The sequence below is a fragment of the Aminobacter anthyllidis genome (genome assembly GCF_018555685.1).
Taxonomy (GTDB): Bacteria; Pseudomonadota; Alphaproteobacteria; order Rhizobiales; family Rhizobiaceae; genus Aminobacter; species Aminobacter anthyllidis.
In genome coordinates, this window is the sequence record NZ_JAFLWW010000017.1 from 1 (window position 1) to 24,237 (window position 24,237).

Annotated in this window: 24 protein-coding genes, 1 tRNA gene and 1 riboswitch; of the genes, 9 read left to right on the forward strand and 16 right to left on the reverse strand. The window is 64.1% G+C overall.

Annotated features, from left to right (window positions below; all coding sequences use genetic code 11):
* On the forward strand, positions 1-1,417 hold a 1,417-nt coding region (locus J1C56_RS31465), incomplete at its 5' end, for a cisplatin damage response ATP-dependent DNA ligase (protein WP_246592247.1).
* Positions 1,418-1,459: 42 nt separating this feature from the next.
* On the opposite strand, the gene J1C56_RS31470 is transcribed toward J1C56_RS31465, so the two are convergent.
* Positions 1,460-2,554 (reverse strand): hypothetical protein, encoded by a 1,095-nt coding sequence (locus J1C56_RS31470; RefSeq protein ID WP_214393845.1) that lies wholly within the window; start codon positions 2,552-2,554, stop codon positions 1,460-1,462.
* A 226-nt stretch (positions 2,555-2,780) separates the two neighbouring features.
* Between J1C56_RS31470 and J1C56_RS31475 the strand changes: the two genes are divergently transcribed.
* On the forward strand, positions 2,781-3,737 hold the full coding sequence (locus tag J1C56_RS31475; RefSeq protein WP_214393846.1) for an NAD(P)H-dependent flavin oxidoreductase: 957 nt from the start codon (positions 2,781-2,783) through the stop codon (positions 3,735-3,737).
* Positions 3,738-3,922: 185 nt separating this feature from the next.
* A tRNA-Thr gene (locus tag J1C56_RS31480) sits at positions 3,923-3,998 on the forward strand.
* A gap of 69 nt (positions 3,999-4,067) precedes the next feature.
* On the opposite strand, the gene J1C56_RS31485 is transcribed toward J1C56_RS31480, so the two are convergent.
* Both J1C56_RS31485 and J1C56_RS31490 read right to left on the reverse strand, forming a co-directional pair.
* A complete protein-coding gene (locus J1C56_RS31485; RefSeq protein WP_214393847.1) occupies positions 4,068-4,880 on the reverse strand; it encodes an aldolase/citrate lyase family protein in 813 nt (270 codons plus the stop codon).
* 12 nt (positions 4,881-4,892) lie between these two features.
* Positions 4,893-5,402 (reverse strand): cupin domain-containing protein, encoded by a 510-nt coding sequence (locus J1C56_RS31490; protein WP_214393848.1) that lies wholly within the window; start codon positions 5,400-5,402, stop codon positions 4,893-4,895.
* Positions 5,403-5,558: 156 nt separating this feature from the next.
* Between J1C56_RS31490 and J1C56_RS31495 the strand changes: the two genes are divergently transcribed.
* The 6 genes from J1C56_RS31495 to J1C56_RS31520 all read left to right on the forward strand — a co-directional run bounded on the left by J1C56_RS31495 (position 5,559) and on the right by J1C56_RS31520 (position 11,732).
* Entirely contained in the window at positions 5,559-6,419 is an 861-nt protein-coding gene (locus J1C56_RS31495) for a glycosyltransferase family 2 protein (RefSeq protein ID WP_214393849.1), read from the forward strand.
* Between the two features lie 118 nt (positions 6,420-6,537).
* Positions 6,538-6,733: riboswitch (cobalamin riboswitch) on the forward strand.
* A 115-nt stretch (positions 6,734-6,848) separates the two neighbouring features.
* Positions 6,849-7,664 carry a (2Fe-2S) ferredoxin domain-containing protein gene (locus tag J1C56_RS31500; protein WP_246592249.1) on the forward strand — a complete coding sequence of 272 codons (816 nt, stop codon included), beginning with the start codon at positions 6,849-6,851 and terminating at the stop codon, positions 7,662-7,664.
* Positions 7,665-8,048: 384 nt separating this feature from the next.
* A complete protein-coding gene (locus tag J1C56_RS31505) occupies positions 8,049-9,098 on the forward strand; it encodes a hypothetical protein (protein ID WP_214393850.1) in 1,050 nt (349 codons plus the stop codon).
* Positions 9,099-9,437: 339 nt separating this feature from the next.
* Complete coding sequence (locus J1C56_RS31510) at positions 9,438-10,112, forward strand: hypothetical protein (RefSeq protein WP_214393851.1); 675 nt, start codon at positions 9,438-9,440, stop codon at positions 10,110-10,112.
* 158 nt (positions 10,113-10,270) lie between these two features.
* On the forward strand, positions 10,271-10,489 hold the full coding sequence (locus tag J1C56_RS31515; protein WP_214393852.1) for a hypothetical protein: 219 nt from the start codon (positions 10,271-10,273) through the stop codon (positions 10,487-10,489).
* 319 nt (positions 10,490-10,808) lie between these two features.
* On the forward strand, positions 10,809-11,732 hold the full coding sequence (locus J1C56_RS31520) for an acyl-CoA desaturase (protein ID WP_214393853.1): 924 nt from the start codon (positions 10,809-10,811) through the stop codon (positions 11,730-11,732).
* 85 nt (positions 11,733-11,817) lie between these two features.
* Here J1C56_RS31520 and J1C56_RS31525 read toward each other — a convergent pair whose 3' ends face one another.
* The 13 genes from J1C56_RS31525 to J1C56_RS31585 all read right to left on the reverse strand — a co-directional run bounded on the left by J1C56_RS31525 (position 11,818) and on the right by J1C56_RS31585 (position 23,812).
* A complete protein-coding gene (locus J1C56_RS31525; RefSeq protein WP_214393854.1) occupies positions 11,818-12,072 on the reverse strand; it encodes a GlsB/YeaQ/YmgE family stress response membrane protein in 255 nt (84 codons plus the stop codon).
* A gap of 112 nt (positions 12,073-12,184) precedes the next feature.
* A complete protein-coding gene (locus J1C56_RS31530; protein WP_214393855.1) occupies positions 12,185-12,373 on the reverse strand; it encodes a YegP family protein in 189 nt (62 codons plus the stop codon).
* 96 nt (positions 12,374-12,469) lie between these two features.
* Entirely contained in the window at positions 12,470-12,973 is a 504-nt protein-coding gene (locus J1C56_RS31535; RefSeq protein ID WP_214393856.1) for an L-2-amino-thiazoline-4-carboxylic acid hydrolase, read from the reverse strand.
* Positions 12,970-13,761 (reverse strand): ATP-binding cassette domain-containing protein, encoded by a 792-nt coding sequence (locus J1C56_RS31540; RefSeq protein ID WP_214393857.1) that lies wholly within the window; start codon positions 13,759-13,761, stop codon positions 12,970-12,972. The genes J1C56_RS31535 and J1C56_RS31540 overlap by 4 nt, the downstream gene beginning before the upstream one ends.
* Positions 13,758-14,528, reverse strand: a complete 771-nt coding sequence (locus J1C56_RS31545; protein WP_214393858.1) for an ATP-binding cassette domain-containing protein — start codon at positions 14,526-14,528, stop codon at positions 13,758-13,760. The genes J1C56_RS31540 and J1C56_RS31545 overlap by 4 nt, the downstream gene beginning before the upstream one ends.
* A complete protein-coding gene (locus tag J1C56_RS31550) occupies positions 14,528-15,355 on the reverse strand; it encodes an ABC transporter permease (RefSeq protein WP_214393859.1) in 828 nt (275 codons plus the stop codon). The genes J1C56_RS31545 and J1C56_RS31550 overlap by 1 nt, the downstream gene beginning before the upstream one ends.
* Positions 15,352-16,338, reverse strand: a complete 987-nt coding sequence (locus tag J1C56_RS31555; RefSeq protein ID WP_214393860.1) for an ABC transporter permease — start codon at positions 16,336-16,338, stop codon at positions 15,352-15,354. Before J1C56_RS31555 ends, J1C56_RS31550 begins: the two co-directional genes overlap by 4 nt.
* A gap of 317 nt (positions 16,339-16,655) precedes the next feature.
* Entirely contained in the window at positions 16,656-18,263 is a 1,608-nt protein-coding gene (locus tag J1C56_RS31560) for an ABC transporter substrate-binding protein (protein ID WP_214393861.1), read from the reverse strand.
* A 241-nt stretch (positions 18,264-18,504) separates the two neighbouring features.
* The gene (locus J1C56_RS31565; protein ID WP_214393862.1) at positions 18,505-19,332 is read right to left on the reverse strand and encodes an ABC transporter ATP-binding protein; all 828 of its coding nucleotides are present in this window, start codon (positions 19,330-19,332) and stop codon (positions 18,505-18,507) included.
* Positions 19,329-20,180 carry an ABC transporter ATP-binding protein gene (locus J1C56_RS31570; protein WP_214393863.1) on the reverse strand — a complete coding sequence of 284 codons (852 nt, stop codon included), beginning with the start codon at positions 20,178-20,180 and terminating at the stop codon, positions 19,329-19,331. Before J1C56_RS31570 ends, J1C56_RS31565 begins: the two co-directional genes overlap by 4 nt.
* A gap of 1 nt (position 20,181) precedes the next feature.
* On the reverse strand, positions 20,182-21,090 hold the full coding sequence (locus J1C56_RS31575) for an ABC transporter permease subunit (protein ID WP_214393864.1): 909 nt from the start codon (positions 21,088-21,090) through the stop codon (positions 20,182-20,184).
* Between the two features lie 9 nt (positions 21,091-21,099).
* Positions 21,100-22,104, reverse strand: coding sequence for an ABC transporter permease subunit (locus tag J1C56_RS31580; RefSeq protein WP_214393865.1), 1,005 nt, complete (start codon positions 22,102-22,104; stop codon positions 21,100-21,102).
* Between the two features lie 112 nt (positions 22,105-22,216).
* Complete coding sequence (locus tag J1C56_RS31585) at positions 22,217-23,812, reverse strand: ABC transporter substrate-binding protein (protein WP_214393866.1); 1,596 nt, start codon at positions 23,810-23,812, stop codon at positions 22,217-22,219.
* Positions 23,813-24,237: the final 425 nt, after the last annotated feature.

Genomic DNA, 24,237 nt, shown 5'->3' on the forward strand with positions numbered 1-24,237 from the left:
CCTTACCCCTCCCCACAAGGGGGAGGGGAACGTCGGCGCCTCAGAATCCCCCTCCCCCTTGTGGGGAGGGGTAAGGGGTGGGGGTAGCCAGGAGCACGACCCCAAACCCAAGTCGCAGACACTGGCCGATGTCGTCACCGCTCTTCAGTCGGCCAGCCGCTCCGACGGCCCGGCGGTGCTTGCCCGCCTGCTCGACCAGGCCGAAGTCTCGGCCCGCTTCGCCATCATCAAGCTCGTCACCGGCGGTTTGCGCATCGGCGTCTCCGCCCGCCTTGCCAAGCAGGGGCTGGCCGAATTCGGCACTGTCGACGTCACCGAGATCGAGGAGCTCTGGCACGGCCTTGCGCCGCCTTATGTCGAACTCTTCGCCTGGCTGGAGGGCAAGGCGCCCAAGCCGGAACAGGCAGCCAAGGCGCCATTCCGGCCGGTGATGCTGTCCAACCCGCTCAGTGACGGCGATCTCGAAAAGCTCGCGCCGGCCGACTATGCCGCCGAGTGGAAATGGGACGGCATCCGCGTCCAGGCGGTGTCGGAGGGCGGCATTCGCCGGCTCTATTCGCGCACCGGCGACGATGTGTCAGGCGCCTTCCCCGATGTCGTCGCCGCGATGAATTTCGACGCCGCGCTCGACGGCGAGCTGCTCGTCGGCGTGCCGCGCGAGGCGACCGGTACCTTCTCCGACCTGCAACAGCGGCTCAACCGCAAGACCGTGTCGGCCAAGATGCAGGACCGTTATCCCGCCTTCATGCGCTGCTACGATCTGCTCCAGCTCGGCGGCGAGGATTTGCGCGGCCTCGCCTTCACCGAGCGCCGCCAGCGCCTCGAAACCTTCATCGCCACGCTCGACCCCGACCGCTTCGACCTGTCGCCGCTGGTCGCCTTCGACGGCTGGGACCAGCTGGAGGCGATGCGCAGCACGCCGCCCCACCCGATCATCGAGGGCGTCATGCTGAAGCGGCTCGACTCGCCCTACCTCGCCGGTCGCCCCAAGGGCCCGTGGTTCAAGTGGAAGCGCGACCCACACACGGTCGACGCCGTACTGATGTATGCCCAGCGCGGCCATGGCAAGCGTTCGAGTTTCTACTCCGACTACACTTTTGGCGTCTGGTCTGGCGCCGAGGGCGCGGAGGAGCTGGTGCCGGTCGGAAAGGCCTATTTCGGCTTCACCGACGACGAGCTCAAACAGATCGACAAGTTCGTGCGCGACAACACCATCGAGCGTTTCGGCCCGGTGCGCTCGGTGCGCGCCGACAGGGCCAACGGTCTGGTGCTGGAGGTCGCCTTCGAGGGCCTCAACCGCTCGACGCGCCACAAGTCGGGCGTTGCCATGCGTTTTCCCCGCATCTCGCGCCTGCGCTGGGACAAGCCGCCCGCCGAGGCCGACCGCATCGAAACGCTACAGGCGCTGCTGGATTAAGGCATGATCCCGAAAACTGGATCATGCCCAGCCAAAGCCCAGCTACTCGGTCACCGAGACCCTGATCTCGTAGATGTCGACGGCCTTGCCTTCCTTGGTCAGGTCCGAGTTGATGGCGATGGTGCCGGCGGCGCCGGGCTCCTTGTCGGGCACGTCCATCTCGAACAGGTATTCGCCGCGCTGGTAGCCGACGAGATAGCGCTTGCGGCCGCAGTCGCCGAGTTCGCCGAAATTGCAGTCGACGGCCATCTGCGTTTCCTTGCCGTCCTCGGCGCGCGCAACGATGTCGAACACCGCATGCTTGCCAGCGATCTGTTCGAGCACGCCGCGGCCGACATCGAAGACGATCGCCGAGCCGGTGTTGCCGGAGCGGATACGCAGGAAGCTGCCCGTGTCATCCTTGGCGACTTCGGCGGAGGTGCCGCTCGGCGCACTGACGTCGGTAGGGTCGGTCGGCGTGAACACGGTGATCCAGTTGCGCGCCGCGTCGACCGCGCCCGGCCGTGCCGGTCCGGCTTCGGTGGGCGAAAAGTCCTCGCTTTCGAGCTGCTTGGGCGGGTTGTGCACCGAGGTGTCGAGCTCTTCGGCCGATTTGAACTGGCCCGTCTGCACCGCCCACCACGCACCGATGCCGCCCATGGCAAGTAGCGTCACGGCAAGAAACATCGCCGCGAATGGCCGCCGTCTTTCAGCCCGCGCGCTGGCCCTGTCGGCCGCGCGCCGTTCCGCCCGGCTGCGCTTTTCGGTGATCTCGACCGGTGGCCCGCCGGGCAAGGTCGCATCGGGCATGATATCGGGCACGACGGGCGTCACGCCCGCCGCCGGGTTTTCGATGGAGACGGACGGCGCCCGGGCCGCGCCATTGCCGTTGAGCGACACTTCGGGTGCTGCTGCGGCGTCGGCCGCGCCCAGCGAGACTGCGGGAGCGGCCGGCATGAATTCTGATTCGATCTCGGTGATCGTCGCCTGCAGCGACTTGCGGCGATTGATCGCCGCCTCGACGGTCATCGCCGGGTTTGCCTTCAGCGCGCGGTCGAGCGCGCCAAATGCGGCGCGATAGACCTTTTCGCGAAACTCGCGGTTCTCGGGATCGCCCTTTTCGAAAGCGTTCCGGATCGCCTTTTCGATCGAATCCAACCGATGTTCCTCGCAACGCGCCTGTGTTGCCAGATGGTTAGCGGCAGAAAAGGCATCAATCAACGGCGCTGTTAGCGAATTGTCGGCCAAAACAGGGTGCAATGCGCCTTGCGGCCGGCAAAACAACTCGGGCGAGGCTCGCCACCGATCCATTGTCGAGACGATGCAATCTGTTGTATGGAGTGACGTTTACGGAAACGTCAAAATCTTGCCGGGAGAGACAAGCGTGGCTTTGCCTGAAATCCTCAAGAAGAACTTGCGCATTCCCGTCGTCGGAGCGCCGTTGTTCATCATCTCGCATCCGCCGCTGGTGCTGGCCCAGTGCAAGGCCGGCATCGTCGGTTCCTTCCCGGCGCTGAATGCTCGCCCCGAAGCCCAGCTCGACGAATGGCTGGCGATGGTGACCGAAGATCTCGCCGCCCATGACGCCGCCAATCCGGATCGGCCGGCAGCCCCCTTCGCCGTCAACCAGATCGTCCACAAGTCGAACAAGCGCCTCGAGCACGACCTGCGCCTGTGCGTGAAGTACAAGGTACCGATCGTCATCTCGTCGCTCGGCGCCGTCGAGGAGGTCAACCAGGCGGTCCACTCCTATGGCGGCATCGTTTTGCACGACATCATCCACGACCGCCACGCCCGCAAGGCGATCAAGATGGGCGCCGACGGGCTGATCGCGGTCGCCGCCGGTGCCGGCGGCCATGCCGGTACGCTGTCGCCCTTCGCCCTGATCCAGGAAATCCGCCAGTGGTTCGACGGCCCGCTGCTGTTGTCGGGTGCCATCGCCAATGGCGGTGCAGTGCTCGCTGCCCAGGCCATGGGTGCCGACCTCGCCTATATCGGCTCGCCCTTCATCGCCACCGAGGAGGCGCGCGCCTCGGACGCCTACAAGCAGATGATCGTCGAATCCAAGGCCGCCGATATCGTCTACTCCAACCTGTTCACCGGCATCCACGGCAACTACCTCAAGGGCTCGGTCCGCGCCGCCGGCATGGACCCCGACAACCTCGCCGTCTCCGATCCCACGCACATGGATTTCGAAGGCGACAACAAATACAAGGCCTGGAAGGACATCTGGGGCTGCGGCCAGGGCATCGGCGCGGTCGACAAGGTGGCCCCGGTGGCCGAACTGGTCGAGCGCCTGGCCAGCGAATATGCCGCCGCCAAGGCCCGCCTCGCCGGCTGAGTGGAGCCGGCGCGATAGGACGCCTCGTGCTTCCGCCCTCCCTTGACCGGCAGCGGCTTTCCGCAACGACAGGCGGCGACATGTACGCCTCTTGTCAAAACCCTTCAAAGGCCGCTTGAAATCCGCGCGCAATGAAGTTATCACGCGCTCACTGTCTCGCGCCCCTCGGGTCGCGAAGCCTGGAAGCCGCTTTAGCTCAGTTGGTAGAGCACATCATTCGTAATGATGGGGTCAGGTGTTCGAGTCACCTAAGCGGCACCAGCCTACTCAAGAAAATTCAGTTCAATCGACGTAATGCCGCGACTGGCTCGCGCCGCAAGACGTCGTCCCTCACCGCCATCCACGAGCATGTTCGGCAAGTTCGTCGCGTGCACGCGACCATGCTTCGGGCGAAGCGGAAGCCCACTCGGACAAGCGTTGCCGGACCGATGATACCGCGCCCCCGAAATCCCAGTTCTCCGGCACGTTTTCGAAGAACGACCGCGAAATCCAGGCCCCGGTAGCTCCGAGGCGCGCATATTGGGCGAAGATGAGGTCGGGAGAAACCGGTAGCGACACATCGTCTACACGCGCGACCCCACCAATCGAGAAAGGCAGGCGTGCCTTGCTTACTTCGCTCGCCACGGCATCCATCAAGGGCGAGACCAGCACCTCGAAATGATTGCGTACGCCAAGTTCGAGGCGCAGGTCATTGAGGCCGACCATCACCTCCTGAACACCCGGAACGGCCAGGATCTCGCGGATCCGGACAAGCGCCGACGCGGTCTCGACTAGGATCATCACCGATGCGCGTCCGTCGACGAGGCGGACAAACGCCTCGACTTCGCCCGCCGTGCGAAAATACGGCAGCATCAGCACTTTCGCGCCATGGCGCAGCACCGCCTCGACCTCGGCTGCCGTGCCGGGGTTGATCGGATTGACGCGCACGAACAAGTCGGCCCGCCGAAGCGATGCCGCAATGACGACGAGGTCTTCAATCGTGTGCCCGGAAAGGCGCGTATTCTGGCCGGCCTGGCGCTCGGCTTTTCCCAGCGTCTCGAGATCGACACCGATCCTTTCGACGCCGCAACCATCGACATTGGCAGCCAGGGCGGGGTCGTTCGTGATCAGTGTCAGGCGGAATGCATCTCCGAAGCTTGCCACTCCGAAACGCCCTCAGAGAATATCGGGGATATCGGTCGAGCGTGGCGAAAGCCGCCAATTATCGGGGTTGTCGTGCTCGTAGAGCTCATCGATGGCATTGATGTAGCCAGCCGGTTCGCCGCTCTCATTGCGCAGCCCGTGCCAGACGCCGGGTGGTACGATCACCAGGACCGGACGCAGCGCGCCGATGCGCACGAGGTCGGTGGCGCCATAGGTGGACGAGCTTTCGCGACCGTCCCACAATGCCAGCTTGATGTTGCCGCCGACGCCGATGAGATGGTCGGTCTGCTTGGCGTGGGCATGCCAATCGGTGACGGCGCCCGGGTTGAGCTGCACCCAGTTGATCTGGTGGACCGAGATTCCGATCACCGGCCAATCGGACCGGAATATCTCGGTCATGAAGCCGCTGCGCGTCAGCACATTGCCGAGTTCGTGGACCTGGACCCCGGAGATTTTCGGCGCCGCGGCCCGACCGCCGCCCGCAACGACCGTCTGCGGATCCTTGGTGCCGACATACGCCATGACGTGATTTTCCCTTCGCTTCGTTCTTTTCGATCAATGTCGCCGTTTATGTTTACAGCAAAGCCGATGCAATGCTCCATAAGCTTGTGACCGTTCAGCAAATGCTTGCACCATCTGCCATGGCCGGAGCCATTGGCGCTCGCCGGGAAAATGTGAATGAAAATCGATCTGTACACGCGGTGCTGGAACGACGCCGACATGCTGGACTTCATGTTCCGGCACTATGATCGTCTCGTCCAGCGCTACGTCGTGTTCGACGACGGCTCGACCGATGCATCGCTGGACATATTGCGCTCCAACCCGAAGGTCGACCTGCGCCCGATGCCGACTTACAGCGACCCCGAATCCCGCGTCGCCTCGGGTCTGGCCGTCCTCGACAGCTGCTGGCATGAAAGTCGCGGGTTGGCGGATTGGGTGATCGTCACAGACATCGACGAGCATCTGTGGCATCGCGACCTTGATGCATATCTTTGCCGCCAGAAGAACGACGGCGTGACGATTATTCCCGCCCTCGGCTTCCAGATGCTGTCCGACCATTTCCCCGGCCGGGACTGCCTGCTCACTGAGACGGTGACAACAGGCGCGCCATCGCCTGTGATGAACAAGATGAACATCTTTTCGCCTGATGACATCGAGGCAACTCACTTCACCGTAGGCAGGCATTCCGCGTCGCCACAGGGGAATGTCGTTGCTCCCGCCCGCGACGAGTTGCTTTTGCTTCACTACAAGTTCCTGGACTTCGAGCGCACCTACCAGCGCCTCAAACAAAGCCTCACGCGGCAGAGGGCCAAGGATCTCGCCTTGAAATGGGGCGTTCAATATTCGTGGTCGACTGACGAGCTGCGCCAAAACTGGAACGAGGTTGTGGCCCACATCGTCGAGACGTCAAACCCCGACCTGCAACTTTCCGAGATGCATGCCGGGCCCCATTGGTGGGATGTCCACCGGCTGGCCGCTGCTCCAAGCCCGGTGACGCGCTGGCGGCGCTGGTGGCCGTTCGGTTCGGCCAGATCATAAGACGGCAAATGAGACGCGGTGCGGCTGTCGCCTTCAGGGTGCGCCTGGTGTCCATGCATCTGCAACAGACCCTTGCCACGGCTGGCGACATATCGCTTGACTTGGCCCGGCCCGCCTATAGCTTGCCGCTCGGTTATGGTTCTTTCGCTTTCGGGCGGGAGCTAAGAGGGAATTCGGTGCAACACCGAAGCTGCCCCGCAACTGTAAGCGGCGAGCCGCATTGCCAATTTTGTCACTGGCTTCATTGGCCGGGAAGACAGGCGATGAGGCTGGGACCCGCGAGCCAGGAGACCTGCCTGACCGAGTGATGTTCCGTGGGCGGGGTGTACCACCGGAACGCAGGTTCGTGCAGGCGGCCATATCGGCCTTTGCCTTTCACCAGCATGCGTTGCCGCAATCCCCACCGCGATCAGGCCAGGGATAGACCGTTTGCCTATTGCTGAAATCGAGACCGCGCCGTTACCGCCCAAACGCGCCGTCGTGCTCATCGCCAAATCGGCCTTCGCCGCCGCCCCGCACAAGCAGATGCAGCGGCTCGCCGATCTCGCCGCGACGTTGCCGGGCGTCGATCACGCGAGCTTCGGCTTCACCGAACAGGGAACGCCGTCGCTGCGCGAAGCACTTGTGACACTTCGCCAGGGCGAGTTTTCCGACATCCTGCTCTTGCCGCTGATGCTGCCGGTCGAACCGAGCTTTACCGCCTGGCTCACTAAGTCGCTGCGCCGCTGGCAGGTCGAGGACGACCTGCCCTGGCCGCATGTGCGCATCGCCCATGGCCTTGCCGAAAGCCCGTTGCTGCCTGCGCTGATGGCCGAGCTTGTCGCCGGTGGCGACGCGGCATCGCCGGTCCCGCCGCTCGAGAAGCTGACGCCAGAGGGCTCGCTGGTTCCGGCGCAGAAACGGCGCGTGCTGGTCTGCCAGGGCGGCCCGTGCAACGCCGCCGGCGCCGACCTGGTCTGGGGCCACCTGCGCAACCAGCAGGAACGGCTGAAGCTGCGTGTGACCGGCGACGGAACCATGACCGCCAAGTCGACCTGCCTCGGCCCCTGCAACCTGGCACCCGTGCTGCAGGTCTTTCCCGAGGGCACCTACTATGGCGGCGTCACCGAAGCCGCCATCGACCGCATCATCACCGAGCACCTGCTCGGCGGCGTGGCGGTCGAGGATTTCGCCTACCAGCCCACCGGCCGCAAGCAGGTGCTGCGTGACGGGCCGGCCACAGGCGGCGGCGAGCAAGCGCGGTAGAAGCGTTCCGACGCCGACCGCTTGGGTGCCGGGGCCTTTGGCGGCCGGGGCAGGATACAGGCATTCCGGCGCCCCCGGCCACGGGTTCACCAACAGGCACCATGCACCCAAAAAAGTCGGGAAAATCATGATGGCGGCGGGCGCCGGATCCGACGTCGGCGCAAACCACTACGAAGCTTGGTCGTGGGAACACAGAGCGGCCTCCGGCGCTTGCGGCGGACGAGCCGAGACAGCCTGTGGTCGCATGAGGGGTGTTGAATATCTCGCTACCCTGACGTAACCAAACCAAGCGCGACGTTGGCACCTTCGCGATGGCTGCACCGAGTTCATAGGTTACGTTTGACAAATCATCTACGGCTCACAGCTTCAAAGCTACCATCGAACATGTCTGCCGATCGGCAGTGTCTTCTGGTCCTGGGCATGCACCGCTCCGGGACAAGCGCGCTCACGCGCATGCTCGGGCTCCTAGGCATCGATCTGCCGAAAACGCCGCTGGGCGGCAACGAAACCAACATCATCGGTCACTGGGAACCGACGCCTGTCGTCCATCTCAATGACCGGATCCTTGCTGCGGCGGGATCCAGTTGGCACGATTTCAGGCCGGTCGATTCCCGCTGGTTTCAATCAGTTGAGGCACAGCAGTTCCGCAGCGAAGCTTGCACGATCCTCGAGGCTGAGTTCGGTGGAACAGGCCCCTTTGTGATCAAGGAACCGCGCATCTGCCGCCTGTCGACATTCTGGATCGATGTTTTCGGGCAGATGAACGTCAGCCCGGTCTTTGTCTTGCCGATCAGAAATCCGCTGGAGGTGGCGGCATCGCTCAAGATCCGCAACGGAATCGAACCAGGCATCAGCCACCTGCTCTGGCTGCGCCACGTCCTTGAAGCCGAACTTGCCACACGGGGCCGGCCGCGTGTCTTCACGACCTATGATGAACTGCTCGGCGACTGGCGCCAGTTGGCCGGGAAGATGCAGGCGGTCCTGGCCCTCGATTGGCCGCGCGCGATCAGTGACGCCAGCCACGATGTCGACGCCTTGCTGTCGGATTCTCATCGACACCACCGCGAGCCACCGGCTCGATTGTTCGAGGATCCGGTCCCTGGCGGCCTGCGCAAGGCGTTCGAAATCGTCGACCGCTGGGCAAGCAGCGGCGAAAACAGCGATGATTTTGCGGAGCTCGACCGGATCAAGGCGGAATTTGAGGAGGCCTCGTTCCTGGTCGCTGCTGCAGTCGCGTCTTCGGCAGCAGAAAGCCGACAGCTGGCCGATTCCCAGGCGCAATTGGCAAGCAGCCGGCAGCAGCTGTCGGCCGTGCAGGAACAGCTGGCAATGACCAATCAGCAACTGGCCAGTCAGCATCGCGAGATAGAACTGATCGCGAAACAATTGGACATTCTGAAATGGCGCAGACCCAGGCTGGGTTGGCGGAAATAGCCGCCTCTCTTCAGACCTTTTCAGGGACCAGCCATGTGGCCATTTCGCCGCCGTAAGGCGACTACTTCCAACCTGCCCGAGGCCCAGCTTTCGGCTGGTCTGGACGTCGAGTTCGTGCTTGTCGCCGAAGCGGGAACTCTTGAGCGCCAGGCGCTTCTCCTATGCGAAAGCCTGCGCCGGTTCGCTGGCAAATACGCGCGCTGCCCGATCACCGTCGCGTCGCCGAGAGCAGACCGCCGACCATCGCGGGAGACTTTGACAAGTCTCGGGCGACTGGGCTGCGTTTACCTCCCGCTGGACATCAAGAGTGTCGAGCCCGAGTACGGAACGACGTTCCGAATGTACGTTTCAACCGAAGCGGAGAAGATTTCCACGGCGGACACGCTGGTCGTCATGGACAGTGACATGCTGTTCTGTCGCGAACCGGACCTGGCCCTGGACGGTGCGGCGGCTGCCCTTCGGCCCGTCGACGTCAAGGGCATGTGCACATACGGTCGCGACGACCCAAGGGACGGATACTGGCAGGCCCTTTGCCAGACCGTCGGCGTCGACTACGACCAGGTGCCGATGGTTCAGACCACCATCGACAAGGCTATGGTCAAGGCAAGCTACAATGGCGGCCTCGTGGTGGTGCGCCGACAGGACCGCATCTTCGAACGCACGCTCGGCTATTTCGAACGCTCGGTTGCGGCAAAGATCGCACCGAATGTCAGCCACCGCATCGAGGCCGGCCATGGCGTCGTTTCCGGCCGAGGTAGCGAACTGTGGGGCAGCTCGCAGGCCTGCCTGTCGCTGGCGATATGGGGCAGCGGCCTGACCGTGCGCACGCTTTCCGAACCGCACAACTATCCGCTCCATCTGTTTGACCAGATGTCCGCCGAACAGCAACGCCTGCCGCTTTCGATCATCCACTACCACGACGTCTTCGCAAAGGCGCCGGCCCTCAATCCGCTCCTGAACGGATCGACGGATCTGCCCGCGGATTTCCGTATTTGGCTCGAAGGCAAGGCCTGAACCCTCGCCGGCGGCAACGCTACCGAAAGCAATTTGGCACGCGCCTGGCGGCCTCGACGGCCCGCCGTGCCGCGCCTCAATCCATCGATCTAATTGACCCAAGGAAAACATCAGCGACTATTGCAGAGGGCTAGATCAGACAGCGGGCGGTGCTTGGCATGACAATTCAACTATCTTACTCACAACGGGAAGTGCGGAAAGAATTGCTGCACCGGCGCGAAACTTATTTCGCGATACAAAAAATCCTCTCAAAGCCGGCGCGAGACGACGAAGAAGATGGCAATCTGGAATGCATCCATTGCCATCATCGCTTCAATGGCGTCACAGCGGCCGCCTGGAAATTCGGGCTCTGCGACGATTGCCTGCATCACGACTGAGTGTCTGACATAGCGCGGCTCCTCTGAGAGCGGGCCTGTGGCGAGAGCTGGGCGGCCGGCCCGTAACGGCGCTGGCTTTCATCGCCGACCTGGACAGACATTTTTCGGCCTGGCGGTCCGTCCCTCCCCGGCGATCCGGCCACCGTTGCACCTGCCATGGCGACAGGCCGTGACCGACTGGCTGGTCACCCCCACGCGCATATTTCGCGCCGGTCCCGAACTTGACTTGACCATGGATTAGAAACTGCGCAACGTCGCTCGAAAATGGAGGAGGTGGCCCGATCGCGGGGAGTGCGATCCGCCGCCATGGGGAGCAAGCATGTCCGACCAGACCGCGGAGTCGTCCGCCACACCCGCCTTTACGCGTCAGCCGCTGCTGGCGCGTATCGACTGGCTCAATGTCAGCGGCCTCGCCTTCTATCATCTCGTGGCGCTCTATGCCTTGCTGCCCTGGTTCTTCAGCTGGACCGGCGTCGTCCTCTGCATCGCCGGCATCTATGTCTTCGGCACGCTCGGCATCAATCTCTGCTACCATCGCCTGCTCACCCATCGCGGCTTCGCTTGCCCGAAATGGCTGGAGCACGGGCTGGCGATCATCGCCGTTTGCGCCTTCCAGGATACGCCGGCGCGCTGGGTGGCCGTGCATCGCCGCCACCATGAGCATGCCGACGAAGAGCCAGACCCGCACAGCCCGGTCATCAACTTCCTGTGGGCCCATGTCGGCTGGCTGATGGTCAAGTCGCCCGACATGGAGCGCATGCAGATCTACGCGCGCTACGCCAAGGACATCGTCCGCGACCCGTTCTACCGCAAGCTCGACAAGCCGCATGTCTATCTCGGCATCATCCTGGCGTCGTGGGCGGCGTTTTTCGGCGGCGGCGTGGCCGCCAGCCTGATCGCCGGCGGGACGACGGGCGAAGCCGTGCAGTTCGGCCTCAGCCTGCTGGTCTGGGGCGTGTTCCTGCGCACCGTCATTACCTGGCACATCACCTGGTCGGTCAATTCGGTCACCCATGTCTGGGGCTACCGCAACTACGAGACGTCAGACGATAGCACCAACAACGTCGTCGTCGGCCTGCTCAGCAATGGCGAGGGCTGGCACAACAACCACCATGCCGACCCGCGCTCGGCGCGCCACGGCCACAAGTGGTGGGAGTTCGACATCACCTACCTGTCGATCCGGCTGCTCGGCGTGCTGGGACTTGCGAGCAAGATCGCCGAGCCAAGGCGGCACGGCCACTAGCGCCTGCGCGGTATCAGGCGGAAAAAGAAATCGCCGGCGAAGCTTGGCTTGCCGGCGATCTTTTTTGAGTTCTTGTGGCGCTTCGCTACGCCTGTTTTACCAGCCTGAGCAGCACAAGCAGGATCACCGCACCTATCGTCGCGTGGATGATGGCGGCGACGATGCCGGAGCCAAGGCTGATGCCGATGGCCGGAAACAGCCAGCCGGCAATCAGCGCGCCGACGATACCGACGACGATGTTGCCGATGAGGCCAAAGCCGTAGCCCTTGACGAGCTGGCCGGCGAGCCAGCCGGCAACCGCACCGACGAGAAGGAAGATAAGCAGGCTTTCGATACCCATATGATCTCTCCTGTTTCGCGCATCGGCCCGGAACCCCGCACAGGTTTTCGGAAAGCTCGATACGCTGGTTCAACGACATTGCGCGTCCATCTGGACCCGCGGCAGTGCAGGATCAGGCGATGGCCGTTGTCTGGTCGTCGACGGTGGCACCCGGTGCGTTCTTCTTGATCGACTCGATTGCCTTCAGCGCCGATGCCTTGGCCGCGTAGCCTTCCGAACCGAACATCACCTCGCCGTTGGACGCCCTGAAGCGGAACCGAAACTCGCCGCCCTTGTCCTTGTAGACCTCGAATTTATACATCGCCTTGCCTCATGTTGCCGGCCCACGACTCACGCCGGTGACGGAATCGTCGCATGACCCGCCGGGCGAAGTCCATCGTGCCCGAATTGGAGCTTTTCAGCCGTCCCTGTCGGTCAGGCAGATGTGGCAGCAGCCGGAGCCATGGCCCGGCGTCCAGGTGACATTGTCGAAGCGCACGCCGGTCGCCTCGAACAGGCCGCGGTCGAAAGCGCCGGCGATCCGGCACAAGGTGGCAAGCCTGTCGTCGCCGACACCTGCGCCGACCCAGGCATCCTTGAGCGGGCAGCGCTTGACCTTGAAAGCGATGTGGTGATCGCTGCGCTCGACATCGGTCGGATACATGCGCCCGCCATCCGGGCTGACGGCCAGGAAGGCCTCGCCGATGGCGCGCGCGTCGTTGGGCCCGAAGCTGGAGAAGGCCACCTCGGCCACCTCGCGGCCGCGCTTTTCGATCGCCCGGATCAGTATCTCCTCAGCCTTGTCGTCGCCGAGTTCGGCGGCGAGTTCGTCGAGCATCAACCGGTATAGGTCGGCGCGGTTGCGGAAGGCCGCATCGAGTTCGGCAGCGAGTTTTTCCGCCCTGATGGCATGTTCGGTCACGAAACGGTCTCCTTGGAAACAGGCAGTTCGGGCGTAGCCGCCACCAGCGCCTTGCCGGTAGCCGAGACTGGTGCCGCGATCACCGCCCGCGCCGCACCCTGTTCGACGATCCTGCCGCCATCCATGATGGCGATGCGGTGAGCAATGGCACGCACCGCGCCGAGATCGTGCGAGATGAAAAGATAGGCGATGCCCTGCTCGCGCTGCAGCTCGGCGAGCAGGCGCAGGATGTCGGCGCGCACCAGCACATCGAGCGCCGACACCGCCTCGTCGAGCACGATCAGCGACGGCCTCGTAGCAAGCGCGCGCGCGATCGCCACGCGCTGGCGTTGGCCGCCCGAAATCTCGTGCACGGCGCGGCCAGCGAGTTCCGCCGACAGGCCGACACGCGCCAACAGTGCGGCAATCGCCTTTGGTCGTTCGCTCCTGTCGACCACGCCGTGGATGCGCAGCGGGTCATCGAGCAGACGCGCCACCGTCGCGCGCGGATTGAAAGCCGCCTGCGGGTCCTGGAATACCATCTGCAACTTTGCACGCACCGCGCGCAGCGCAGGCCCCCGCAGCGCCAGCAGGTCCTGCCCCTGGAAATGGACGCTGCCCGCATCGGCCTCGACGAGCCGCAGCAGGATGCGCGCCACAGTCGACTTGCCGCTGCCGGACGGGCCGACGAGCGCCAGGGTTTCGCCCGCCGCAATGGAAAAGCCGACGCCATCGAGCGCAGCAAAGTTCTTGCCGCCGCGCGAAAAACGCTTGGACAGGCCCTCGACCCCAAGCAGTGGCGCGCTCATGCGCCGGCCCCCAAGGCGGCACCCAGCCCCAGATGGGCGCCGAGCAGGGCGCGGGTGTAGTCGCTCACCGGTGCCGCGATCAGGTCGCCCGTTGCCGCCAGCTCAACCATCCGGCCATGCCGGAACACGGCGATGCGGTCGGCCAGGTTGGCAGCCAGCGCGATGTCGTGGCTGACGAACAACAGGGCCATGCCGTCTTCGTCGACAAGGCGGCGGATCAGCGCCACGATCTCGGCCTGGACAATGGTGTCGAGCGCACTCGTCGCCTCGTCGGCAATCAACAGCCGTGGCCCCGCCGCAATCGCCGCGGCAATCGCCACGCGCTGCTTTTGCCCGCCCGAGAGCTGATGCGGATAAGCGCTGGCCAGCAGCGCCGGCTCGGGCAGCCTGACCCGGTCGAGCAGCTCGCCAGCCAGGCGCCGCGCTGCAGGCCACGCCATGTCGAGATTGACATGCGCCACCTCGGCGACCTGGTCGCCAACTGAAATGACAGGGTCGAGGCTCGATGCCGGGTCCTGGAAGACAAAGCCGATGTCGCGTCCGTTTCGCGCAACCCGTCCCAGTTCCGGCCAGGTGACCTTGCCTTGGAGGGTGGCCGTTGGCGGCAGAAGCGCGGCGACAGCCCGCGCCAGCGTGCTCTTGCCCGAGCCACTCTCGCCGATGATCGCCAGCCGCTCGCCGGCGCCGAGGTCGAGGTCGACGCCGTCGAGCGCCTGGACATTGTTGCCGTAGCGGACACCAAGCCCGCGAATGCTGAGCAGCGGCATCAGGCGTTCCCCCGCCTGGTGGCCGCGCTTTCGACGATGCCCTCGCCGGCCAGGTAGACGCCAAGCACGGCGAGCACCAAGGCGATGCCTGGGATGATCGAAAGGAACGGCGCCGAGCGCAACACCGCCCTGCCCTCCGCGATCATCCCGCCCCAGGTGACGCGGTTGGGATCGCCGAGGCCGAGGAAGGACAGCGCTGCCTCGGTCAGGATGGCGGCAGCCACGATCACCGACGACAGCGCCAGCACCGGCGGCAATGCGTTGGGCAGTATCTCGCGGAAGGCGATCTCGATGGGGTGCATGCCGATGACGCGCGCCGAGGCGACGTAATCGCGCTCGCGGATCGACAGCACTTCGGCACGCGCGATGCGCGCCGGCCCGGTCCAGGCGCTGAGCGAGATCGCCACCACGACGACGCCAAGCGAAGGACCGACGACGCTGACCAGCGCCAGCGACAGCAGGAAACCCGGTACGGTCTGGAACGCGTCGGTGATGCGCATCAGCGCCTCGTCGACAAGCCCGCCGGCAAAACCGGCGACGGTGCCTATGACACTGCCGACGAGGATCGATGCGGCAGCCGCAGCAAGCCCGACGGCCAGCGAGGTGCGCGCGCCATGGAACAGCCCGGCCAGCACGTCGCGGCCGAGCCTGTCGGTGCCGAGCGGCAGCGCCCAGTCCTGAAACGGCCGCAGCAAGGGCGCCCCGGCAATCGACAGCGGATCGCGCGGAAACAGCACCGGTGCCAACAGCACCATCAGCACCAGGCAGCCGAGAATGGCGAAGCCGGCCACGGCCTCGGGCGTGCGGAACAGGCGACGCAGGCTCATGCGTTCGCCTCGCTCGCGCCGACGCGCGGGTCGAGCGTTGCATAGGCGATGTCGACAAGCAGGTTGATGACAATCACCAGCACCGCGCTGACGAGGATGATGCCGATCAGCAGCGGCGTGTCGCGCGCGCCGACCGCCTCCTGCGCCAGCCGGCCAAGACCGGGGATAGAAAACACGCTTTCAATGACGACGCTGCCGCCGAGCATCGCCGCCGACTGCAAGCCGAGCATGGTGACCAGCGGCAACAGCGCGTTGCGCGCGACATGGCGCCAGACGATGCGCCGCCGGCCAATGCCTCGGGCACGCGCGGCAAGGGTGAAATCCATGCGCCAGACTTCGGCCATGCCGGCGCGCATCATCCTGAGGTAGAGCGCGAGATAGATGATGCCGAGGCTGGTCACCGGCAGCACGAGATGGCGGGCGATGTCGAGCACGCGCGAAAAACCGGTCTTGCCGGAAGCGATGGTTTCCATGCCGGCGAGCGGCAGCCAGCGCAGCTGCACCGAAAAGACGATCGTCAGCACCAGCGCCAGCCAGAAGCCGGGTACGGCATAGAGCGCCAGTGAGCCGACCGACAACAGCCGGTCGCGCAGACTGCCGGGGCGCGAGCCGGCGACGATGCCAAGGGCTGTGCCGAGGAAGAACGACAGCGCCGTGGCAGCACCCATCAAAAGCAGCGTGTTGGGCAGCCGCTCCAGCACCACTGACAGCACCGGCCGCGACAGCGCGACAGAATGGCCAAGATCGAGATGCAACAGCGCCCAGAGATAGGCGGCAAGCCGCGTCATGGGCGAGGCATCGAGCCCCCAGCTCTGGCGCAGCGCCTCGATCATGCCGGCGTCGCCGCCGACCGAGGCGACATAGGCGTCGACCGCATCGCCTGGGGCGGCTTCAAGCAACAGGAAAGAGCCGACGACAACGATCAACAGCACCGGGATGCTGCCGACCAAACGGCGTTTCAGGAGGCGCCAGGCGCGGTTCATCAGCCGACCCTCCCCCTTGCGGGGGTCCGAAGGACGGGCGAGACCCGTGGCTCGCCCCGATGCGTCGCCCGAAGGGGCCGCGTGGGGGTTGCCGGAGTGAAGGAGTTCCCCCCGCCCCTGGCCTCTCCCCACAAGACGGAGGAGAATACTCGCGCCGCCCCGACTGCCAAGACGAGCGGCCACGCACTTGAAGGGCGCGCAGCAGCCAGTCCCCCTCCCCCTTGTGGGGAGGGGGTAGGGGTGTGGGTAAATTCAGGCACTGCGATTTCGAAAGGCATGCTCAGTAACGGATCATCATCCCAACTGGAACGATGATGTCACGTTTCGACATAGGTGTCCGCCCAGTTCGAAACCGCCCAGCGCGGGTTGTTCGACACGTTCTTCACCGTGTCGCGCGCGACCGTAATGAAGCCCCATTCGGCGACGTTGATCAGCGGCAGGTCGGCTGCCACCTTCTTCTGGAACTCCTTGTAGAGCTCGATGCGCGCCTTGGCGTCGAGTGTCTCCGCCGCCTTTGCGATCAGCGCGTCGAGCTCGTCGTTCTTGTAGCCGCCCTGGTTGGAGAACGGCACGCCGTCCGGGATGCCCGACTGCACCAGGATCGTCGTCGAGATCGCCGGGTCGCCGCGGAACACCGGCGGCGCGATGGCCAGGTCGAAGGCATGGTCGGTGTAGACGGCCTTCTGGTGCGCGGCCGAGTCGTTGTTGACCAGTTCGGCGTCGATGCCGACGGCGGCCAGCGCCTGGCGCAGATAGTCGCCGAACTGCTTGGTCTCGTTGAAATAGGGCGCCGGCAGAAGCTTGAGCGCAAAACGCTTGCCATCGTCCTTCTTCGGATAACCCGCCTCGTCGAGCAGCGCGTTGGCCTTGGCGACGTCGAAGCCATAGGCCGGCACGTCGGCGCTGTAGAACTGCTTGTCATTCTGCGGCACGATGCCTGTCGCCGGCTTGGCGTAGCCGAGGAAGATCGTCTTGACGACAAAGTCCTTGTCGATCGCATGCGCAATCGCCTGGCGCACCTTGAGGTCGGCCAGCTCCTTGCGGCGATGGTTGATCTCGACGGCGAGCTGGTAGGTCAGCGCCTCGTAGCCCTCCGTGATCACCTTGAGGCCCGACACCTTGGAGATGCGTTCGAGGTCGGCCAGCGGCACCGCCGAAAACGCCGCCAGCTGGATTTCCTCGGCTTCCAGCGCGCCGGCAGCCGCAGCACGGTCGGGCAGCACGCGATAGATGATCTCGTCGAGTGCCGGCTCGTTCTCGCCCCAATATTTGTCGTAACGCTCGAGCCGGTAATATTCGCCGGCCTTGTGCTCGGCGAACTTGAACGGCCCGGTGCCGACAGGGGCATTGTTGGCCGGGTTCGCGGCAATGTCGGTGCCTTCATAGACATGCTTGGGCACGACCGACGTCAGCGCCGGCAGGGCGTTCTTGATCAGCTGCAGCGGCGTCGGCTTGGAGAATTTGAAGACGGCCGTGTGCGCGTCGGGCGTTTCAACCGCCTCGAGGTTCTTGAACACGACGCGGCCGAGATTCTGCAGCGGCTTCCAGATGCTGAGCGCCGAGAACGCCACGTCGGCCGAGGTGAACGGCTTGCCGTCGTGCCAGGTCACGCCCTCGCGCAGCTTGAAGGTCACAGACAACCCGTCGGCCGAGCCCTCCCAGCTTGTCGCCAGGCGCGGGGCCAGGCCGTCCTCGCCGTCGAAGGAGGCCTCGGCCAGCGGCTCGACAACCTTGCTCGACACGAAGAACACGCCGTTGGAGGCAACGATCGCCGGGTTGAGATTGCGCGGCTCGGAGTCGGCGGCGACGACGAGCCGCCCGCCCTTCTTGGCCTGCGTCCAGCCGATCGACGGCAGCGCTGTCGAGGCCAGCAGGAAGGCCGACCCGGCCAGCATCTTGCGCCTCGAAATGTCAAAACCCGCCATGTCAGCCTCCATGCCCTCGGCACGGCGACATCGCCGGCCCCATCAAGATCATGGCCGGGATTATGATCCGGGAAAGCCGTTTTGCGAGAGACGAAATTGGCGTTTTGGCTCGCTGGCCCAAAACATTGTGCTACGTGAGCAGCCATTTGGCGCGCGAACGCCCCGGAAATGCTTCGGCCCGGAAACCGTTGCCGATTTCCGGGCCGAAGCGTGACGTCGTCAGTCGAAGATTCGCAGCCGCTCAGGCGGCCTTCTTCTTGGCCAGGCGGGCGCGAATGCTTTCGACATCGGCGCGCGGCGTCGCCGCAAACAGCGTCTTGGTATAGCTGTGCTTGGGGTCGGCGAAGACCTCGTCGCGGCTGCCATATTCGACCGCCTCGCCGAAATACATCACCATCACCTCGTCGGCGATGTAGCGCACGACAGAGAGGTCGTGGCTGATGAAGACGTAGGTCAGCTGGAACTCATCCTGCAGGTCGGCAAGCAGGTTCAGCACCTGTGCCTGCACCGAAAGATCGAGCGCCGAGACCGGCTCGTCCAGCACCAGGAGCTTCGGGTTGAGCATCAGTGCGCGGGCAATCGCGATGCGCTGGCGCTGGCCGCCCGAAAACATGTGCGGGTAGCGGTTGTAGTGCTTCTCTTCGAGGCCGACCTTCTTCAGCAGCGCCATCGCCCGGTCGCGGCGTTCGTCGGCCGGCGTGTTGGTGTTGATGACCAGCGGCTCGGTCAGGATGTCGCCGATCTTCTGGCGCGGATTGAGCGAGCCATAGGGGTTCTGGAACACGATCTGCACCTTGCGGCGCATCTCCGGCGTGAGATCCCCCTTGGCGATGTCGACCTTGTTGCCTTCGAGCAGCAAGTCGCCCGACGTCGCCGGGTCGATCAGCGTCAGGATGCGGCCGAGCGTGGACTTGCCGCAGCCGCTTTCGCCGACGATCGCCAGCGTCTTGCCCTTCTCGACCTGGAAGCTCACGCCCTTGACGGCATGAACGGTCTTGGCCTTCTTCAGAAAGCTGCCGGGCACATGGTAGTCGCGCACGATGTTGCGCGCTTCGAGAATGACGCTCATCGTGCAGCCCCTTCCACCTGGTCGTCGACGAAGAGTTCCGAAATCGTCGGCAGCCGATCACCGGTCGCATTGTCCGGCAGCGCCGCCAGCAGAGCGCGCGTGTAGTTGCTCTTCGGGTTCTCGAACAGCGTCAGCACGTCGGCTTCTTCCATCTTGCGGCCCTTGTACTGCACGACCACGCGGTCGGCGGTTTCGGCCACGACGCCCATGTTGTGGGTGATCATGATCAGGCCCATGCCATGGTCGGCCTGCAGCTTCATCAGCAGATCGAGAATCTGCTTCTGGATCGTCACGTCGAGTGCCGTGGTCGGCTCGTCGGCGATGAGCAGCTTCGGGTTGCAGGCGATGGCGATGGCGATCATCACGCGCTGGCATTGGCCGCCCGACATCTGGTGCGGGTAGGAACCGAGGCGCTCGGCCGGATCGGCAATGCCGACAGACTGGAACAGTTCGATCGCGCGCTTGCGGCGGGCGGACTTGTCGAGGCCCATGTGCACGCGCAGCACTTCCTCGATCTGGAAGCCGACGGTGAAGCACGGGTTGAGGCTCGCCACCGGCTCCTGGAAGATCATGGCAATGTCCTTGCCGATGATCTTGCGCCGTTCGTTGGCGGGCATCGCGAGCAGGTCGCGGCCGTTGAAGGTCAGCTTGTCGGCGGTGACATTGGCCGTCCAGGGCAAAAGCCCCATCGCCGCCAGCATCGACACCGACTTGCCCGAACCGGATTCACCGACGATGGCGAGAACCTCGCGTTCGTGGACCTTCATCGACACGCCGTTGACCGCCCGGAACGGGCCGGAGGCCGTCTGGAACTCGACGACAAGGTTTTCGATTTCGAGAAGCGCCATGTCAGGACCTCTTCAGCTTGGGGTCGAGCGCGTCGCGCAGGCCATCGCCCATCAGGTTGATCGCCAGCACGGTGATGAGGATCGCCACGCCCGGAAGCGTCACCACCCACCACTTGCTCTGGATGAACTCGCGGGCCTCGGCCAGCATGGTGCCCCATTCCGGCGTCGGCGGCTGCGCGCCCATGCCGAGGAAGCCCAGTGCGGCGGCGTCGAGAATGGCGGAAGAAAACGACAGCGTAGCCTGGACGATCAGCGGTGCCATGCAGTTCGGCAGGATCGTCTTGAACATCAGCCGTGTATGGCTCGCGCCGGCGACCTTGGCGGCGACGACGTAGTCACGGGACTTTTCGCTCATCACCGCCGCGCGCGCCAGGCGTACGAAATGCGGCTGGTAGACGAGCGAGATCGCGATCATCGCGTTGACAAGGCCCGGCCCGAGGATGGCCACCAGCACGAGGGCAAGCAGCAGCGACGGGAATGCGAGAATGATGTCCATCACGCGCATGATGGCGGTGTCGACCCAGCCGCGGAAATAGCCGGCGATGACGCCGAAGACGACGCCGACGACCAGCGACAGCGTCGTCACGATGACGCCGACGAACAGCGAGAACTGGGTGCCGTAGATCAGGCGCGAAAGCATGTCGCGGCCGACCGCGTCGGTGCCGAGCAGGAAGTCGGCGCGGCCGCCCTCCTGCCAGACCGGTGGAACCAGGACCGCGTCGCGGTACTGCTGGGTCGGATCGTGCGGCGCGATCAGCGGCGCGAATATCGCCACCAGCACGAGAAAGATGAAGAACACGAGGCCGATGACGGCGCCGCGGTTTTCGGAGAAGTAGTACCAGAATTCGGCCAGTCGCGCCCGGCGGGACGGATCGGTCGAGACGGCACTGGTTGCAGCAGCTTGAGACATGACGCCCTCCTAGTGCCGGATACGCGGATTGATGAGACCATAGAGCAGGTCCACGGCAAGGTTCACCAGCATGATGACCGCGGCGATCATCAGCAGGCCGCCCTGGATGACCGCATAGTCGCGCCGCGACACGGAATCGACCATCCACTTGCCGATACCCGGCCATGAGAAGATCGTCTCGGTCAGGATCGCGCCGGCAAGCATCACGCCGACCTGCAGGCCGATCGTGGTGACGACCGGGATCATGGCGTTGCGCAGCGCATGGACACCGACGACACGGAAGGTCGACAAGCCCTTGGCACGAGCGGTGCGGACATAGTCCTCCGACAGCACTTCCAGCATCGCCGAGCGCGTCTGGCGCGCAATGACGGCGAGCGGAATGGTGCCCAGCACGATGGTCGGCAGGATCAGGTGGCTGACGGCCGACTTGAACGCGCCGGCCTGGCCGGAGAGCAGCGAGTCGATCAGCATGAAGCCGGTGACGGGCGGGAAATAGAACATCAGCGAGATGCGGCCGGAGACGGGCGTCCAGCCGAGCATGCCTGATACCAGCATGATCAAAAGCAGGCCCCACCAGAAGATCGGCATCGAGAAGCCGACGAGTGCCGTGCCCATCATCGCCTGGTCGGCGAACGAGCCGCGCTTGATCGCGGCGATAATGCCTGCCGGAACGCCAAGGACGACGGCGAAGATGATGGCGCAGAGCGAAAGCTCGACGGTCGCGGGGAAAAGTTCGAAGAACTGGTCGACAACCGGCCTCTTGGTGACGATCGACGTGCCGAAATCGCCGCGCACCACGCCCCAGAGATAGTCGAGATACTGGATGACGATGGGCCGGTCGAAACCCAGCTGGGCGGAGATTTCCGCGTGCCGCTCGGGCGACATGACGCGTTCGCCGGAAAGAAGGGCGACCGGATCGCCGGGCAGCAGACGAATGAACGAGAATGCGATGATGGAGACCCCGACGAACGTCGGGATAAGGACGGCTAGCCGCCCCAAGAGGAACCGGAGCATGTCAGACCTTTTAAGTGAATGTTCCGAGAAAAAGGTAAGGGTAGCACAAAATGTGCATTGGGGCGCTTGTGATCCAAGCGCCCCAACCCAAGGCTGGCCTGTTTAGGCAACCTTACTCCGTGATGTCAACACCGTCGAAAGCGAAGTCGCCGAGCGGGCTCTGGACGAAGCCTTCGACGCCCTTGCGCATCGGAACGATCGACAGCGAGTGGTCGATCGTTGCCCAGGGAGCGTCCTTCTTGAACACGACCTGCGCCTGCTCATAGAGCTTGGTGCGTTCGGCCACGTCGGAGGTCTCCTTGGCCTTGGTCACCAGATCGTCGAACTCCTTGTTGCACCACTGGGCGCGGTTGTTGCCGCCGACGGCGTCGCAACCAAGCAGGGTGTCGAGGAAGTTGTCCGGATCGCCATTGTCGCCGGTCCAGCCGAGCATGACGGCACCGTCACGATCCTTGGCCTTCGACTTGTCGAGGTACTCGGCCCACTCGTAGGAGACGATCTCGACCGTGACGCCGACCTTGGCGAAATCGGACTGGATCAGCTCCGCCGCGCGGCGGGCGTTGAGCATGTAGGGACGCGAAACCGGCATCGCCCAGACCTTCATCTTGAGGTCCTTGACGCCAGCGGCTTCAAGACCCTTCTTCGATGCTTCCGGATCGTACTTGTCGTCTTCGACGGCCTTGTTGTACGACCACATGGTCGGCGGGATCGGGTTGGTAGCTGGCGTTGCGGCACCCTGGAACACGGCGTCGACGATGGCCTGCTTGTTGATGGCCTGGTTGAGCGCCTTGCGGACTTCCGGCTTGTCGAACGGAGCCTGGGTGGTGTTGTAGGCGAGGTAGGCGACGTTCAGGCCAGCCTGCTCCACGACCTTCAGGTTCGTATCAGCCTTCATCGCAGCCACGTCGGCAGCGTTCGGGAACGGCATCAGGTGGCATTCGCCAGCCTTCAGCTTCTGGTAGCGAACCGATGCGTCAGGGGTGATCGCGAAGACGAGGTCGTCGATCTTCTGCTTGCCGCCCCAGTAATCCGGGTTGGCCTTGTAGCGGATGATGGCGTCCTGCTGGTAGGCGACGAACGCGAACGGACCGGTGCCGAGCGGCTGCTGGTTCATCTGGTTCATCTTGCCGTCAGCCTGCAGCTTGTCGGCATATTCCTTCGACACGATCGAAGCGAACGGCATCGCGATGTTGGCGAGGAACGGTGCTTCCTTGCGCGTCAGGGTGATCTTGACGGTCAGGTCGTCGACCTTCTCGACCGACTTGATCACTTCCGGGAAGCCCATGCCGGCGGAGTATTCCCACGAAGCGCCGGCAACGTACTTGTTCCAGGGATTGTCGGCCTTGAGCTGACGATCGAACGAGAAGACGACGTCGTCGGCGTTGAAGTCGCGGCTCGGCGTGAAGAACTCGGTGGTCTGGTACTTGACGCCCGGACGCAGCTTGAAGGTGTACTCCAGGCCGTCGTCGGAAACCATGTAGCTCTCGGCCAGGCCCGGCTCGGTCTCGGTGGTGCCCTTCTTGAATTCAAGCAGGCGGTTGTAGACAGTGTGCGCGGCGGCGTCGAAGGTCGTACCGGCGGTATAGAGGCCCGGATCAAAGCCTTCCGGCGAACCTTCCGAGCAGTACACGAACGTCTTAGCGCTCGCCGCACCGCTGAGGACGGTTGCAGCCAGCAACGCGGCCGCAAAGGTCGTTTTTTTCAACATTGAACACTCCCTATGATTTTTCCCAAGCCCTACCCGTCAGGCTCGCAGGCGCGCATATAAGCACCGTTTATCCAGCTTTGGAACTCCCCGCCTACCTGCCCTTTGGTAAGCAGAATAATTTACCCACAGATGACTTCGAAATAGTCGAAAATTCGCGATTTCCATTGGCCGGCCAGCCATTTGCACTTCGCGTTAGATTCGGCGGCGGCAGGTTTTATCATCGCGGGCGAGGGCAATTCGGGCGCTGTTGCTGGTTCGGCCCGATATAACTGCGAATCCTAAAATTCGTTCTGCGAGGTGACGTTGGGTGATACTTGCCGTTAACGTCAGGTGGCAATACAAACAACTACAACATGCCCCGACGCGGCACTGTTCTTGCGGCGCTGCGACGTGGATGAGGGCGAAAGCCGGCGGACCATCAACGC

What these genes read in the sequence shown, in the direction of transcription:
- J1C56_RS31585 (WP_214393866.1), bottom strand. Translation starts at nt 23,812, where the DNA reads ATGTTGAAAAAAACGACCTTTGCGGCCGCGTTGCTGGCTGCAACCGTC.
- J1C56_RS31505 (WP_214393850.1), top strand. Translation starts at nt 8,049, where the DNA reads ATGTCTGCCGATCGGCAGTGTCTTCTGGTCCTGGGCATGCACCGCTCC.
- J1C56_RS31580 (WP_214393865.1), bottom strand. Translation starts at nt 22,104, where the DNA reads ATGCTCCGGTTCCTCTTGGGGCGGCTAGCCGTCCTTATCCCGACGTTC.
- J1C56_RS31570 (WP_214393863.1), bottom strand. Translation starts at nt 20,180, where the DNA reads ATGGCGCTTCTCGAAATCGAAAACCTTGTCGTCGAGTTCCAGACGGCC.
- J1C56_RS31525 (WP_214393854.1), bottom strand. Translation starts at nt 12,072, where the DNA reads ATGGGTATCGAAAGCCTGCTTATCTTCCTTCTCGTCGGTGCGGTTGCC.
- J1C56_RS31495 (WP_214393849.1), top strand. Translation starts at nt 5,559, where the DNA reads ATGAAAATCGATCTGTACACGCGGTGCTGGAACGACGCCGACATGCTG.
- J1C56_RS31540 (WP_214393857.1), bottom strand. Translation starts at nt 13,761, where the DNA reads ATGAGCGCGCCACTGCTTGGGGTCGAGGGCCTGTCCAAGCGTTTTTCG.
- J1C56_RS31515 (WP_214393852.1), top strand. Translation starts at nt 10,271, where the DNA reads ATGACAATTCAACTATCTTACTCACAACGGGAAGTGCGGAAAGAATTG.
- J1C56_RS31510 (WP_214393851.1), top strand. Translation starts at nt 9,438, where the DNA reads ATGTACGTTTCAACCGAAGCGGAGAAGATTTCCACGGCGGACACGCTG.
- J1C56_RS31550 (WP_214393859.1), bottom strand. Translation starts at nt 15,355, where the DNA reads ATGAGCCTGCGTCGCCTGTTCCGCACGCCCGAGGCCGTGGCCGGCTTC.
- J1C56_RS31490 (WP_214393848.1), bottom strand. Translation starts at nt 5,402, where the DNA reads ATGGCGTATGTCGGCACCAAGGATCCGCAGACGGTCGTTGCGGGCGGC.
- J1C56_RS31555 (WP_214393860.1), bottom strand. Translation starts at nt 16,338, where the DNA reads ATGAACCGCGCCTGGCGCCTCCTGAAACGCCGTTTGGTCGGCAGCATC.
- J1C56_RS31520 (WP_214393853.1), top strand. Translation starts at nt 10,809, where the DNA reads ATGTCCGACCAGACCGCGGAGTCGTCCGCCACACCCGCCTTTACGCGT.
- J1C56_RS31575 (WP_214393864.1), bottom strand. Translation starts at nt 21,090, where the DNA reads ATGTCTCAAGCTGCTGCAACCAGTGCCGTCTCGACCGATCCGTCCCGC.
- J1C56_RS31560 (WP_214393861.1), bottom strand. Translation starts at nt 18,263, where the DNA reads ATGGCGGGTTTTGACATTTCGAGGCGCAAGATGCTGGCCGGGTCGGCC.
- J1C56_RS31530 (WP_214393855.1), bottom strand. Translation starts at nt 12,373, where the DNA reads ATGTATAAATTCGAGGTCTACAAGGACAAGGGCGGCGAGTTTCGGTTC.
- J1C56_RS31545 (WP_214393858.1), bottom strand. Translation starts at nt 14,528, where the DNA reads ATGCCGCTGCTCAGCATTCGCGGGCTTGGTGTCCGCTACGGCAACAAT.
- J1C56_RS31565 (WP_214393862.1), bottom strand. Translation starts at nt 19,332, where the DNA reads ATGAGCGTCATTCTCGAAGCGCGCAACATCGTGCGCGACTACCATGTG.